Annotated in this window: 13 protein-coding genes and 1 riboswitch; of the genes, 4 read left to right on the top strand and 9 right to left on the bottom strand. The window is 37.8% G+C overall.

The genetic code is table 11. The features are described 5' to 3' along the window. Positions 1-68 precede the first annotated feature (68 nt). Positions 69-1247 carry an aspartate aminotransferase family protein gene (locus tag SJY37_RS15105; protein ID WP_298327099.1) on the bottom strand — a complete coding sequence of 393 codons (1179 nt, stop codon included), beginning with the start codon at positions 1245-1247 and terminating at the stop codon, positions 69-71. Between the two features lie 86 nt (positions 1248-1333). Continuing rightward, positions 1334-1915 (bottom strand): DUF2892 domain-containing protein, encoded by a 582-nt coding sequence (locus SJY37_RS15100; RefSeq protein WP_298327102.1) that lies wholly within the window; start codon positions 1913-1915, stop codon positions 1334-1336. Between the two features lie 199 nt (positions 1916-2114). Between SJY37_RS15100 and rpmH the strand changes: the two genes are divergently transcribed. The 3 genes from rpmH (at position 2115) to SJY37_RS15085 (ending at position 5825) form a co-directional block, all read left to right on the top strand. Next, on the top strand, positions 2115-2276 hold the full coding sequence (rpmH, locus tag SJY37_RS15095; RefSeq protein WP_013751688.1) for a 50S ribosomal protein L34: 162 nt from the start codon (positions 2115-2117) through the stop codon (positions 2274-2276). A gap of 106 nt (positions 2277-2382) precedes the next feature. Beyond that, positions 2383-5235 carry a carbamoyl-phosphate synthase large subunit gene (gene carB / locus SJY37_RS15090; protein WP_298327105.1) on the top strand — a complete coding sequence of 951 codons (2853 nt, stop codon included), beginning with the start codon at positions 2383-2385 and terminating at the stop codon, positions 5233-5235. Positions 5236-5486: 251 nt separating this feature from the next. After that, a complete protein-coding gene (locus tag SJY37_RS15085) occupies positions 5487-5825 on the top strand; it encodes a T9SS type A sorting domain-containing protein (RefSeq protein WP_379953328.1) in 339 nt (112 codons plus the stop codon). Between the two features lie 45 nt (positions 5826-5870). On the opposite strand, the gene SJY37_RS15080 is transcribed toward SJY37_RS15085, so the two are convergent. The 7 genes from SJY37_RS15080 to SJY37_RS15050 form a co-directional block, all read right to left on the bottom strand. Next, the gene (locus SJY37_RS15080) at positions 5871-6239 is read right to left on the bottom strand and encodes a hypothetical protein (protein ID WP_013751691.1); all 369 of its coding nucleotides are present in this window, start codon (positions 6237-6239) and stop codon (positions 5871-5873) included. A gap of 7 nt (positions 6240-6246) precedes the next feature. After that, the gene (gene rmuC / locus SJY37_RS15075) at positions 6247-7656 is read right to left on the bottom strand and encodes a DNA recombination protein RmuC (RefSeq protein ID WP_298327112.1); all 1410 of its coding nucleotides are present in this window, start codon (positions 7654-7656) and stop codon (positions 6247-6249) included. Positions 7657-7704: 48 nt separating this feature from the next. Next, positions 7705-8940: a DUF2130 domain-containing protein gene (locus SJY37_RS15070; protein WP_298327114.1), complete on the bottom strand. Its 1236-nt coding sequence runs from the start codon at positions 8938-8940 to the stop codon at positions 7705-7707. Between the two features lie 82 nt (positions 8941-9022). Continuing rightward, positions 9023-9550: a hypothetical protein gene (locus SJY37_RS15065; RefSeq protein WP_379953327.1), complete on the bottom strand. Its 528-nt coding sequence runs from the start codon at positions 9548-9550 to the stop codon at positions 9023-9025. A 5-nt stretch (positions 9551-9555) separates the two neighbouring features. Continuing rightward, entirely contained in the window at positions 9556-10347 is a 792-nt protein-coding gene (locus SJY37_RS15060; protein WP_298327119.1) for an ABC transporter ATP-binding protein, read from the bottom strand. Further along, positions 10348-11373 (bottom strand): iron ABC transporter permease, encoded by a 1026-nt coding sequence (locus SJY37_RS15055; RefSeq protein WP_298327122.1) that lies wholly within the window; start codon positions 11371-11373, stop codon positions 10348-10350. Further along, on the bottom strand, positions 11366-12547 hold the full coding sequence (locus SJY37_RS15050) for an ABC transporter substrate-binding protein (RefSeq protein WP_298327125.1): 1182 nt from the start codon (positions 12545-12547) through the stop codon (positions 11366-11368). The genes SJY37_RS15055 and SJY37_RS15050 overlap by 8 nt, the downstream gene beginning before the upstream one ends. A 120-nt stretch (positions 12548-12667) precedes the next feature. Then, a riboswitch (cobalamin riboswitch) is annotated at positions 12668-12874 on the top strand. A gap of 32 nt (positions 12875-12906) precedes the next feature. On the opposite strand from SJY37_RS15050, the gene SJY37_RS15045 reads away from it, so the two are divergent. Continuing rightward, complete coding sequence (locus SJY37_RS15045; protein ID WP_298327127.1) at positions 12907-14763, top strand: TonB-dependent receptor; 1857 nt, start codon at positions 12907-12909, stop codon at positions 14761-14763. The last annotated feature ends 7 nt before the right edge of the window (positions 14764-14770 follow it).

The following is a 14770-nucleotide window of genomic DNA, read 5'->3' as shown; positions in this document are numbered from 1 at the left end:
GCGAAAGCGTGACACTCCCAATGAAATGTTAGAAAAAATGAAACTTATGCTATTTACAGGTAAAGTGCCTAGTGAACCTCGTTCAAAGCACCTAAAAGTATCTCACAACCTTCCTTGATTTCATCTGTAGAAATGGTGAGTGGAGGTGTGATTCTTATGGCAGTACTTTCAAAAAGTAGCCAGAATAAAATCAATCCGCGATCTTGGCATTTGAGGATAACTTCAGAAGCAATCTCTGCCGAAGGTGTCATTGCAGCAAGCATGAGTCCGCGGCCACGTATTTCTGTAATAAGCGGGTGAACTAGTAGTGATCTAATTAATTGTTCTTTTTCTAATGCTTCTTGCATTAGGTCGCTCTCTGTAATTTCTTGAAGTGTGGCAAGTGCAGCAGCCGCAATTACTGGATGACCGCCAAAAGTGGTGATATGACCAAGTTTTGGATTATCTGAAAGCAAAGACATGATCTCTTGTGAAGCGGTAAAAGCGCCTATAGGCATACCTCCACCTAATCCTTTGCCAGTAACAAGAATATCTGGAGTCACATTATAATGCTCAAAACCGAAGAGTTTGCCAGTGCGACCCATTCCTGGCTGAATTTCGTCCAAAATCAGTAGGGCGCCAACTTTCTGACATCGTGCTTTCACTTTTGCTAGAAAATTATGAGTAGGCTCTATAAAACCAGCTCCACCTTGAATTGTCTCGAGGACAACACCTGCAGTTTTTTCTGTTATACGCTCAAGATAACGCTCACAATTAAACTTAATAAAAGCGACATCACCTATCATAGGGCGGAAGGGCGCAGTGCGCTCTTCATTACTCATCAAGCTTAACGCTCCATAGCTATTACCGTGATATGCATCTACGGCAGCAATTATTTCTGTTCTTCCTGTTGCTCGTCTTGCGAGTTTTATAGCTCCATCTATCGCTTCTGTGCCGCTATTTACGAGATACGTGCTCTCTAGTGGCTCAGGAAGGTGTTGTGCGAGAAGTTTTGTGAGTTGTACGGCTGGAGATTGTGCGTATTCTCCATAAACCATTACGTGTAAATATTTATCGAGCTGATCTGTAATTGCTTTTTTTACTCTAGGATGTTGATGTCCTAAGCTGCAAGCAGAAACTCCAGCGACAAAATCTAGATATTTTTTGTTTGTAGTGTCATATATATAGCTTCCTTCTGCACGTGCTACTTCCATCGCTAGTGGATGCGGAGTGGTTTGCGCTTGGTAGGTGAGGAAATCTGATTTCATATAATAGTAGATGACACTGGGAAATCTCAAATTTTCGCGAAAGCGAAATCAAATACACGTTTTTCTAAATAATACTAAGGACGATGTTATCTCCCTTGTCTTCTTCCAGCACGGGCAGATGTGCGCTGTCCATACTGTTGTTTAGGTTGGTTACCCGCACGTTTCATATTTTCTTTCATCATTTTGAGTTGTTCACCTAGCATATTGTGCTTATCGTGAGACTCTGCTTCCTTCATAAGAACTTGTGCTTCTCGCTTGCGGTTTTTGCTCATTGCTATACCTGCAAGGCTCAGTTTTGCCATTGCAAGATCTGCGTCCATAGATAAACCTAGCTCTATAGCTTTTCTAAAATATTTTTCGGCAAGGCTCATATTAGTTTGTGATACCATTAATCCTTGTAGGTAATTGTAATATCCTTCTTGCTTTTTTACGAGTGCAGTGGTTGGGTTTTTAATCTTTTCGAGCCATTTTTGTGCTCCAGGGAAGTCTTGTTTACGTAGGCGTAAGAAGGCTAGGAGTATAATTTCGTTCTTAAAGTATAAGAATATAAATATTCCCATTAATAGTAAGAGCATGATGCCGTTTCCTATTTCATTTTCAATAAACTGCCATACAGCAGCGGCCAGTGTGGCTAGGGCAAGAACAAGTTTGATATTTTTATTGAACATATATTGTATTTAGGTCGAATGATTTGTTATTTTTGCCTGACTCTGTGAGGCGATTGCAAAGGTATACAAAAGGAGATAAAATATTTTCATTTTTCCATTTGCAGAAGTAAAAACTTCTCGTATATTTGCGCCCAGCTTAGAGAGCTGTAATAAAAAGAAATTAAAGGCGGTCTTATAAAGACCTTAAAGAAGATACAAAATGAGCAAGAGAACGTTTCAGCCATCAAAAAGAAAAAGAAGAAACAAACACGGTTTTAGAGAGCGTATGGCTTCAGTAAACGGTCGTAAAGTTTTAGCACGTCGTCGTGCTAAAGGAAGAAAGAAAATCAGTGTATCTTCTGAAACTCGTCACAAAAAATAATGCATCTTTAAGATGTATATATAAGGTGTTGCTTTTTTTAAGCAACACCTTTTTTTATACCCTGTAAGTTCCTAATTTTAGAAAACATTAGAAAAAAATTAAGTAAATGCCTAAAAATCAAAACTTAAAATCGATTCTACTTATAGGCTCAGGGCCTATAGTCATTGGTCAAGCGTGTGAATTTGATTATGCTGGATCTCAATCTTTACGTTCTTTACGAGAAGACGGTATTGAGACTATTCTTATCAATTCTAACCCTGCGACTATTATGACTGATCCGACAATGGCGGATCATGTGTATTTATTACCATTAAATACGAAGTCAATTATTCAAATCTTAAAGGAACATCCTCAGATAGATGCTGTACTTCCTACAATGGGTGGACAGACTGCACTCAACCTTTGTATCGAGGCAGACGAAAAAGGGATTTGGAAAGACTTTGGTGTAGAACTTATAGGTGTTGATATTGCTGCGATTAATATTACAGAAGATCGTGATCAGTTTAAAAACTTGATGCGCGACATAGGTATACCGATGGCACCACAAGCAAGTGCAAACTCGTTCTTAAAAGGAAAGGAGATTGCGCAAGAGTTTGGTTTTCCATTAGTGATACGTTCTTCATTTACGCTAGGTGGAGCAGGAGCTTCATTTGTATTTGAAGAAAAAGATTTTGATAAATTACTTTCACATGGTCTTGAAGCATCGCCAGTACACGAGGTGATGATAGATAAGGCTCTTTTAGGCTGGAAGGAATATGAGCTAGAATTATTACGTGATGCAAATGATAACGTAGTAATAATCTGTGCAATAGAGAATATGGATCCTATGGGAATCCACACTGGAGATTCTATAACAGTAGCTCCAGCAATGACACTTTCTGACGTGACTTATCAAAAAATGCGTGATATGGCTATCCATATGATGCGTAGTATAGGTGATTTTGCAGGAGGATGTAATGTACAATTTGCAATAAATCCAGATAATGAAGAGGAGATTATTGCGATTGAAATTAACCCACGTGTATCAAGATCATCTGCACTAGCATCTAAAGCTACTGGATATCCTATTGCAAAAATTGCAACTAAGCTAGCAATAGGTTACCACCTTGATGAGCTGGATAATCAAATTACTAAGTCTACATCTGCGCTTTTTGAGCCTACCTTAGATTATGTTATTGTAAAAATTCCACGTTGGAATTTTGATAAGTTTGAAGGAAGTGATCGCACACTTGGCTTACAGATGAAATCTGTAGGAGAAGTGATGGGTATAGGTCGTTCTTTTCAAGAAGCATTACACAAAGCGACACAATCACTTGAGATTAAGCGTAATGGGTTAGGAGCAGATGGTAAAGGCTATAAAAGCTATGACCAGATTATAGAGAAGCTTACATATGCGAGTTGGGATCGTGTATTTGTAATCTATGATGCAATCCAGATGGGTATTCCATTAAACCGTATTCATGAGATTACTAAAATTGACATGTGGTTCCTTAAGCAATACGAGGAAATGTATGCAATGGAGAAAGAAATTTCTACTTATAAATTAGATACGCTTCCGCGAAATTTATTAATGGAAGCTAAGCAACAAGGTTTTGCAGATCGTCAGATTGCGCACATGTTAGGATGCTTAGAAAGCGAGGTAACATTTAAACGTGATGAACTACGTGTAAATCGAACATTTAAGCTCGTGGATACGTGTGCAGCAGAGTTTGTTGCAAAAACTCCTTATTTCTATTCTACTTTTGAAAATGATGTAGAGCTGGCAGATGGAACATTAACAACTCACAATGAGAGTATTGTTTCAGATAAGAAAAAGGTTATCGTATTAGGTTCTGGTCCTAACCGTATAGGTCAAGGAATAGAATTTGACTACTGCTGTGTACACGGTGTAATGGCAGCTGCAGAGTGTGGTTATGAAACAATCATGATTAACTGTAATCCAGAAACAGTGTCTACAGATTTTGATACTGCAGATAAACTTTACTTTGAGCCAGTATTCTGGGAGCATATTTATGACATTATCCGTCATGAAAAACCAGAAGGGGTAATTGTTCAACTAGGAGGACAGACAGCTCTTAAGTTGGCTGAAAAGTTAGATCGTTATGGTATCAAAATTTTAGGAACAAGCTATAAAGCACTTGACCTTGCCGAAGACCGTGGAAGTTTTTCTACACTTTTAAAAGATCTTAATATACCTTATCCAGAATTTGACGTCGCCGAAACAGCAGATGAGGCTCTAGCCGTAGCAGCAAAACTTGATTACCCTATTCTTGTAAGACCATCATATGTTTTGGGAGGGCAAGGAATGAAGATTGTAATAAATGACAATGAACTAGAGGAACACGTAGTAGATTTACTTCGTAAAATCCCTAACAATAAATTACTATTAGATCACTACTTAGATGGAGCTATAGAGGCAGAGGCAGATGCTATTTGTGATGGCGAAGATGTTTACATCATCGGTATTATGGAGCACATAGAACCGTGTGGTATTCACTCTGGTGACTCTAACGCTACCTTGCCTCCTTTTAACCTGGGAGATCTTGTAATGGAGCAAATAAAAGATCACACTAGAAAAATTGCACTAGCTCTTGATACGGTAGGTCTTATAAACATCCAATTTGCTGTTAAAGATGATAAGGTGTTTATTATAGAGGCAAATCCTCGTGCATCTCGTACGGTTCCATTTATTGCTAAGGCTTACAAAGAACCTTATGTGAATTATGCTACTAAGGTGATGCTAGGAGCTAAAAAAGTAAAGGACTTTACTTTTAACCCGCAACTAGAAGGATATGCGATCAAGCAACCAGTATTCTCTTTCAATAAATTTCCTAATGTGAATAAAAACTTAGGACCAGAAATGAAGAGTACTGGAGAAAGTATACTCTTTATTGACAACTTAAGAGATGATGCATTTTATGATTTATATGCTCGTAGAAAAATGTACTTGAGTAATTAAATATTATCTCGGAATAATTTTAAAAAAGCCTACTTGATTAAGTAGGCTTTTTTGTGCTAAACAGTTGGCTCAAATAAATCTAACAAGCTGTACATGAGAGTATAATGTTTACTTTCTTTGCTTAATATTGTTAAAAATTTTGCATTTTGACGTGCTATTGTAATATAATTGTAGGTTTATTCTTGCAATAGTAAGATTTTTAAGAAATCAATCTTATATTGTAAGCACAGATAATTAATTTTCCCCCATTGATGATTAAAAAATTACTTTTATTGAGCTTCTTTTTCCTATCGGTAAGTGCGGTTGTTGCTCAAAATAACTATAAGAAGGTTGATAATGTAAGCCAAACTTCTCTAGCAGAAGCGGTGTCAATTTATCCTAATCCTGCAATTGATAAAGTTCAAATTTCTAATGATTCTGATAGTAAACTTAAGGTCGAAATCTATAATATCTTAGGAGATTCCATGCTAAGTAAAAACATCACTGGAAATGATGATTACATTGATATAACGAGATTACAAGCGGGTATTTATATAGTTTCTTTTACAGATGGTAAGCGTACGACTACCAAGAGACTAGTTAAAAACTAGCACTAAAATCATACTCATAAAAAAAGCCGCAATTTGCGGCTTTTTTTATTGTCTATTAAAATGTGGTGATTGTTCTGGAATTACTTTTGTCACAAAGTATTTTGAATCTCCCCAAAAAGAAAATGTCCCAAATCGTTCTATATATTCTAGCTTCACATATTGCCCTTGATATTCATTAAGTGCTTCAATAGCTTCTTTCTCTTGATCTAATACCGAGAAACTAAATATCTGTGCGCCACTTATCCCTTGACTTATCTCACCTTCCCAAGTTTTAAATACTACTCCTTTATTGGAGAATTTTATAAGTTCTCCAGCGCGAGTTCCTTTACTATAAGGCACGTAGTATATAAATGCAAACCATCCCGCAGCCATAAGAAATATGGTGGTTAACACTACAAATAATATTTTTTTCATAATTGATTTATTCTATTAAAGTTATATCGTCGTCACTCGCAATAGCGCGATTAACGATGTTTTCTGGAAGTTGCTTCTTTGCTTTTGCTCCCATTTTTCTTAGTTTTTCAACGCGTGTAATTAGGTTTCCGTTTCCTTCTACAAGTTTATTCATTGCTGCCGAATATCCGGTCTTAGCATCGTCCATCTTTTTGCCTACAGCAGTTAGATCGGTCACTAGCCCATGAAATTTATCATATAACCCTCCGGCTTGCTTTGCAATCTCTAGTGCGTTCTGTTGTTGCTTTTCATTATTCCACATGGAATCGATGGTGCGCAATGTTGCTAGCAGCGTAGATGGAGTAACAATCACAATGTTCTTCTCAAATGCCTGATTATATAATTGATTATCATAGTTTGTCGCCACCGCAAATGCTGGTTCAATGGGGATGAAAAGTAATACAAAATCTGGACTTTCAATCTGGTAAAGATCGTGGTAATTTTTATCACTGAGCTGTTGTATGTGACGTTTTAGAGCAGCTACATGATCTTTTAAATGAGTGTCACGTAAATGTAATTCTTCCTCATTTACAAATCGCTCATAAGCGCGAAGCGAGACTTTACTATCTACAATCATTTTTTTGTTATCTGGAAGGTGAATCACCACATCTGGTAATACTCTGTTTCCTTCTTCTGTAGTAAAGCTCTGCTGTATAAAATATTCTCTATCTTTTTCAAGACCAGATTTTTCTAGTACCCTTTCTAGCACAAGTTCTCCCCAGTTACCTTGCATTTTACTATCACCTTTGAGTGCTTTGGTAAGATTGTTTGCCTCCTTAGTCATTTGTTCATTAAGAGCCGTGAGGCCTTTAATTTGCTCATGTAAGGCAGAACTTCTGTGTATTGCTTCCTTGTTAGTAGACTCTACTTTGAGTTCAAATTTTTCAATTTTTTCCTGAAGAGGTTTTAATATACTGTCAATATTTTTTTGATTCTGTAGCGTGAATTTATTCGACTTTTCATCGAGTATTTTACTAGCTATAATTTCAAAATCCTTGGTAAATTTTTCTTGTAATTGCTCTAGCTCATTGGTCTTCTCATCCATGCGGAGTTTGAGATTCTCATAGGCAACATCACGTGCAGTAAGCTCATTTTGAAATTGATCTTTTTCCTCTCTTATGTAAGCTATTTGCTTCTCACTTTCAGCGCGTAATGCATGAAGCTGATTGCTGCTTTCTTGTCTAAGCGATGTGGTTTCTTGTTGCGCTTTCGCGAAAGCGGTCTTACCCTCAACTACCTTCTCTTGCTCATTGTGAAGGCGTTCTTGTAAACTTATAAACTGTCCTTTCTTCTTAAGATTTGCAATGTAAAATCCTAATAGTCCTCCTATGAGAATGCCCAGGCAACCAATGATAATAAGAAGAAGTGTGTTGTCCATATAATTAAAGAAGTGATAAGATATATTGAGAATGTTTATTTACAAAGGTTAATCTATCTGAGTGTCTGGTAAATCTAGTACTGAAGATGTCTCTAGTGCATTACCAGCAATCCCTTTTATAGAACCAAATAAGGCCGAAATATTTTCTTGTACCACCCAGATTTGCTTTTCACGAGATGCCCATATTCTGTGCATTGCCTTTTTCTCTGAGTTGAGCTGATTAATCATACCATCGTAGTTCTCTACTATGCGTTTTATGTTTTGCACAAACTCATTACTAGTAAGGTATCCATAAAGAAGTTCCATTTTATCTCCTTTATTCTCGTCAGATGATTTTACTGACTGTGTTTTAATGAGCATCTCTCTCAGTACAAATGAGACACTTTTAACCTCATGAAAACCACAAATCCAGACACCGTCCTTTTCTCCAAAACGATCCATATCGCTAGGGAATGTTTCTGTTACAATCACGGCAATATCTGCCTTACATTGTATTTGATCTTGCTTGAGTTTTTCTATCCAGTCGTTTGAGAAATTCTTAGTGCGCTTACTTTCATAAACGATAGAACCACATTGTTGCTGGAGTCTATTAACAACATTTTGAATACAATCTGCACCACGTATTCCCTTACCAACTTCCGTAATATTGTCAAAAGGGTAGGAGTGAGCAAGTAATTCTTCTAGCGCAAGTTCCTGCACTTCTCCTTGCATTTGCATGCTTCCTTGCTCTGCCTTGCGCTTCATCTCATCGATAAGCTTCTTTTGATCGTTAAGCTTCTTTTCAAATTCCTTTTCTTTAAGGAACATAGCTTCACGTTCTTTTGCTCGGGCTTTATCCTCTATATCTTTTTGACTTTCAAGCAGCTGTTTTTGCATGGTGAGTTGTAACTCTTCTGCTTGTTCTTTTAGATGATTTTCACGCTTGAGTAAATCTATTTCAGCCGATTTTAATGCTCGGTTTTCTTCCTTGCGTTTATCATTTTCAGACTGTAGAGATTTCAATTGCTGCTCATAAGCCTCTTGAGTTGACTTTTCGATTTTCTCCTGCTCTTTAACTAAGCGCTGCTCTAATTTTGCCTTAAAAAGCTCATTCTCACGCTCTTTTTTTTCTTCAAAGAGTGCTACTTCCTTTTCAAGCTTTGCACGTTCTACATTAAATTTTTCGGCTTGTTCTGCTACTTTACGTTCGTATTGTGCTTTAAACTGCGCCTGTAGTTTTCCTGATAACGCCTCTTCTACGTCAAAGTTGTGAGCACAATTAGGGCATTGGATTTTATCAGTCATCGATCTCTTTATTTTTGATAGTAATTCCTAATATTTGGAAATATGCTATAAAGATAGGAGAAGTGGTAAACATACACTCGATTTACCAGTTTGCTTTTTCAACAAAAACATGTGATGGGATATCGACAGAAAGATAGTGGCTCACGTTCTTTGTACTTTGAGAATAAAGAGATAAAGTATCTCCCACAAGCTCTTGATATTGCGGATTATAGAGCTGTGAACCATTTTTATTTGTAATATAGTTTCTAGTAGATAGGGTGTTGTAATTATAGTCGTAGTAGCCCTGGTCTGTTTTTTGAGCTCGTAGCGTATCTAGACTATTCAAGTCAAATTCATCAAAAACCGCTAGCCTGCCGTCTTTATAAAACTTCAAGTATTTTTTATAATTATAAGTAGTCACTGCGTTTACCTTATCTTCATCATATTTATAATAATGAGCGACAAGTTTGTAGAGTTTTGTAGTGTCTATAATCTTATAGACTTCATTTGATGTTATTTCCTGCGCGACAAGTATATCATTAATCTTAGTAGTGTGCTTTGTGGTTGCTCTATATCCAGAGCAGCTCGTAATGATTATTAAGAGGATTATACTTGTATAAAAAGTTTTCATTGAGATTATTTGAGAAAAAAGATACGCTTTTCTCTGTCAAACCCCACATTATCAGCAGGAAACAATGTGTCAAAAACTCCATTGCTTATCAAGCTAGATGGTGTGTCAAAGTGCGTGGTACCACTTTTCATGACTATCATCTTGTCACAGGCGTTTAACGCATAAGGGATATCATGTGTGGAGAATAATATTGTTTTACCATGCGTATGGGCAATAGACGTAAGCAGTTTTAACAGGGAAGCCTTGTGATGTAGGTCTAAATGTGTCATAGGCTCATCAAGCAAAATTACGTCTGTGTTCTGAGCGAGCGCACGTGCTATTAAAACTCGCTGCAGCTGCCCATCACTAAGCTCGTAGCATTTTTTTTCTTTGAGTGTGAAGGTCTCCGTATTTTTAAGAGCCTCGATAATTACTTCTCTATCGGTATCAGAAATGGTTCCCAGCCAGTTTGTGTAGGGTTGTCTTCCTAAGGCTACAAGTTCGGCAACAGATAGATTTTTTGAGATAGGTTGGTTAGTAAGTACAACACTTAGTTGTTGTGCGAGTAGGGATGGAGAAATGGTTTTTATTTGCTTTCGCGAAAGCGTAACCTCACCACTCACAGTAGGTTGTAATCCAGATAATGTGCGAAGCAATGTGGACTTTCCTGCGCCGTTAATTCCCACAATACCTGCGAGTTCTCCTTTGTTTATATTTAGGTTTATGTCGCTAGCAATGACAGTATTTACTGGCGATGCCAGATAGCCTATAGAAAGATCTGTAGTTTGTAAAATGCTATGTGAACTCGGAATATTCATCTAGAAAAGTAATTTCTTTTTACGCACTAATAACCAAATTACAACAGGAGCTCCTACCATCGCAGAAATTGCGTTGATGGGAAGTGTAAATTCGCTAAAAGGTACTTGCGCAATCGTGTCACAAATAAGCATTAAAATAGCACCTCCCATAATTACCGCTGGTAATAATATAATGTGTCTTGTGGTTTTTATCACCTGACGAATAAGATGCGGAACTGCAAGCCCTATAAAAGCAATAGGACCTGCAAAGGCAGTAATACTACCGGCTAGCAGGCTAGTTGCGATGATAATAACCAATCTTGAACGTGAGAATCTAGTGCCTAAGGTTCTTGCATAAGCATCGCCAAGTAAAAAGCTATCGAGTGATTTTAGACTTGCGATGGATAAAACTAATCCTGCGGCAAAACAAAGTGTCAAAATCCCAACGCCATTCCATGATAAATCACCAAGACTCCCGAAAGACCAAAAAACAAAACGCTGTAACTCCTCGGCTTTACTGAAGTATGCTAGAACGCTCACTACGGCGCTAGTAAGGCTGCCTACCATAAGACCTATAATGAGCAATGCCATGGTGTCTTTTACACGTGTAGCGACTCCTATAACCATAAGTAATACCAGAAAACTACCTGCGCTGGCGGCGATTATAAGACCCCATTTACCAGAAAGAAGTGCTGTAGAAAGTCCGAGAGCGGTACCTCCCAGAATGTATAATGCAACCCCTAAACTTGCTCCACTACTAATACCTAATACAAAAGGACCTGCCAGCGGATTACGGAAAAGTGTTTGCATGAGCAATCCAGATACCGCAAGTCCAGATCCCGCAATAATCGCGGTGATGGCCTTGGGCAACCTATAATCTACAATAATATATTCCCAAGAAGATTTTGAAACCTCAGAACCTGTAAGACTCGCAATAACATCTTTTATAGGTATAGCAACAGATCCCAGACTGAGATTTGCTAGTACACATACTAACAGCACCAGCGTAAGAATGAGAAACGTAGGGATGTAGCTATTGTTATTCATCTAGTGTATCAAAAAAGGTAAATGCCTCTGTAATCATTTCTGGATGTAAGATTTTGGCAAGATCTCGCAATACTAAATCAGGTCTGTTAGGTGCTAGCTCGTAATATAACAAACCGCCAGTTTCTCCTTTGTATTTTGCAAACGTGTAAACCTTCTTGTTTTTAAATGCGTCAAACTGAGCATAAGCGGGATTGTCACTCGCAAGCTTAGCATAACTAGTATACTGTCCTGGTGCTATCCAGAAGTCGGCTTGCTGTCCTTTCTCTAGTACAGATTCTATACTTAGTGCGATACTTCCAGCTCCTTCAGTCTCAGACCACAAGTAATTACCGCCAGCATCCTCAAGTACTTTTGCTTGCCAGCTATCACCTTTAGGTAGATACCAGATATCTTTAAACATGCCGCCACTTAAAACTGTTGGCTTATTTTCTATAGCGGCTATTTCCTCTTTTAGTAGGTTGTAATTCGTTTTTATGTGATTAAAAATGCTATCTGCCTCTCGCTCTTTGCCATATAGTGCGCCAAAAAACTTAATCCATTCTGCTTTTCCTAGCGGGTCTTTTTCCACCCAATCTCCATTATATAGTACAGGAATTCCAGCTCGTTCTACACTGTTAAGTGACTTGTTTTCTCCCTCTACACCAAAGCTTATAATTGCCTCGGGACGCAGCTCGATAGTGAGTTCTGTATTGAGTGATTCGTTTTGACCAAGGTCAATAATTTCTTTGTTTGCAATACGCTTTCGCGAAAGCGGACTAGAGATATAATCAAGATTAGGAAAACCTTTTAAAGTCTCTGCTACCTTCAGCATTTCTAATGACGGAATATGTGTGGTTGAAGTAACGACAACAGTGTTTAACGGTGTTTTGAGAATGGCATCTACGCCTTGTGATTTAAGTTTTTCTTCTAGTTTTTTAGACTGCTCTATATCTGTGTTTTCTCCAAAAGATTCTTTTGGAATTAGCGCATATTTGAATTCCTTTTGCGCTCCAGGAAATGCTTCTGTAACTGTTATAATTGTATGATTTGAATATTGTTTTATAGAAAATCCGTTTGCATAATCTATAGACAATATGGTGCCTTGGCTATCGTTGTTTTTAACCTCTTTTGACTTCTCTTTACATGAAATGAAAAGTGATAATAAAGTAACTAGAAATAGGGTAGTATTCTTCATCTGTCAAAAGTAGCATTAAAATAATCAATGCGACAAGCGCTCATTTAAGATTACAAATGACCAACTTGAGCTTGTGATTAGTTTTTAAATATTTATAGATAGACTGAAACTTAGTTATGTATATTTGTGCCGAATTTTGGTTCTAATGTGCCACACGAGCACGGAGGATTAATAGGGAATTCCGTTAAAAACGGAAGCTGTTCCCGCAACTGTAAGCTAAGCCCTTTATGGGTTTGTTACTACTACAAAGCCACTGTCACAAGGTGTTGTGATGGGAAGGTGTAACAAAAGCAAGCCAGGAGACCTGCCACAATTCTTAATTAAAATCAAGCGACTCTCGGGTAAAGAGGCGGTAGATAATGAGACATATTTTCCTTTTTATTGCAGTGATGCTTTATGCACACGCGTCTGTTGGACAGATAGATACACTTCAAGTTTTACCTGAGGTGATTTTGAGCGACGTGAAGTTGCGAGAGCACAGCGTGGGGATTGCAATTCAAAAAATATCTGATAGCATTATACAGCAATCTAGAACATCTCTTACAGATGTTTTGAAGAATAATACAAGTATATATTTTAGGGAAAATGGTCCTGGAGGAGTTTCTTCGGCGTCTTTTAGAGGGACAAATGCTTCTCAAACAGCCGTGGTGTGGAATGGTATCAACATAAACAGTCAGCTCACAGGTCAAACTGATTTTAATACCATTTCCACTAATAATTATGATAATCTTGATGTGCGTGCAGGCGGTGGTAGCATCATTTATGGCTCAGGAGCAATAGGAGGGAGCGTCCACCTTAATAATGAAATCCAGTTCTACAAACGTGCTGAGACTATTATTTCTGCGGGTTATGGAAGTTTTGATACACAGGTAGCACATGCAAAAACAAGATTTTCTACAGACAAATTTTATGTGGACGTAGGAGCCGATTTCCAGCAGTCTGAAAATGATTTTGACTATCTGGATACAGATAATTTGTTCAATGCTAACGGTCAATATGAGAATCTAGATCTCAATCTCAATGCTGGCTACCTATTATCAAGTGATGGAGATAATACTCAAATTTTAAAATTACACCATAACACATATGTAGGCGATCGTAATTTTTCTGGTACGCTTACCGCACCATCTAATGATGCTTATGAGGATCGCAACACGAGAACCTTAGTAGCTTGGGAAAATCTAAGCAAGCGATATGATGGAACCTTGAGACTAGCTCATATTTACGAGCAATTCAGATATTTTGCAAACAATGAGTCAGACCTTAATGATTTAGGCAAAGCCGCTCGTTACCTAGCAAACTATGAGGGGACTTTAAAAATAGATTCATCCAAGAGACTTACGTTTTTGGGAGAAATAAACACGATATCGGCAGCGGGGGCCTCCATCGAGAATGCCTCAAGAAGGAGTGCCTCTGCCGTAGCATTATGGAAACATCAAGTGCTATCGACATTGAGTTATGAAATACAGGTAAGGCAGGAAGTTGTTGAAGATTATCGTAGTCCATTCTTGCTAGGGGTTGGTTTGGATTACGCTTTCGCGAAAGAGTACATTCTTTCATTCAACGCTTCCCGCAATTACCGTATACCTACATTTAATGATACCTACTGGGCCGGTCCAGGAGCTATGGGTAATCCTGATATCCGTCCAGAAACCAGTAAGCAAGCCGAGCTAGGGATTTCTAGAAGTCAGAACAACGTCACTTTAGGTTTAAGAGGTTTTTATATAGATACAGACGATCTTATTAAATGGCAACCTAACAGTGCAGGAATATGGAGTCCTGTAAACATTGAAGATACGGAGCATTATGGAGCCGAGTTTTCTTTTAAATTAGATAAGAAAATAGGACAGCATCGTCTTGCAGCAAGCGCAGCATATGCCCATACAATTGCAGAGAATGCAGAAACTAATAAGCAACTTATTTATGTGCCTAAAAACAAAGGAACTATAGGTTTGAGTCATAATTATAGTTGGCTTAGCTCATACATTCAAGGTACTTATAATGGAAGCGTATTTACGACAACGGATAATACATCAACAGTAGAAGATTCTTTTGTTGTAAACGCAGGAGTATCTGCAGAACTTTTTAAGAATGGAAATCATAAAATGATATTGTCTACACAATTAAATAATGTCTTGAACACAAATTACCAGACGGTCGCTTTTAGACCTAATCCTGGGCGCAACTTTTTAATACAAACAACGTATACCTTTTAAACACAAT

This window comes from Dokdonia sp. R78006, from assembly GCF_042466145.1.
Lineage (GTDB): Bacteria > Bacteroidota > Bacteroidia > Flavobacteriales > Flavobacteriaceae > Dokdonia.
This window is presented reverse-complemented; position numbering and strand designations above follow the sequence as displayed.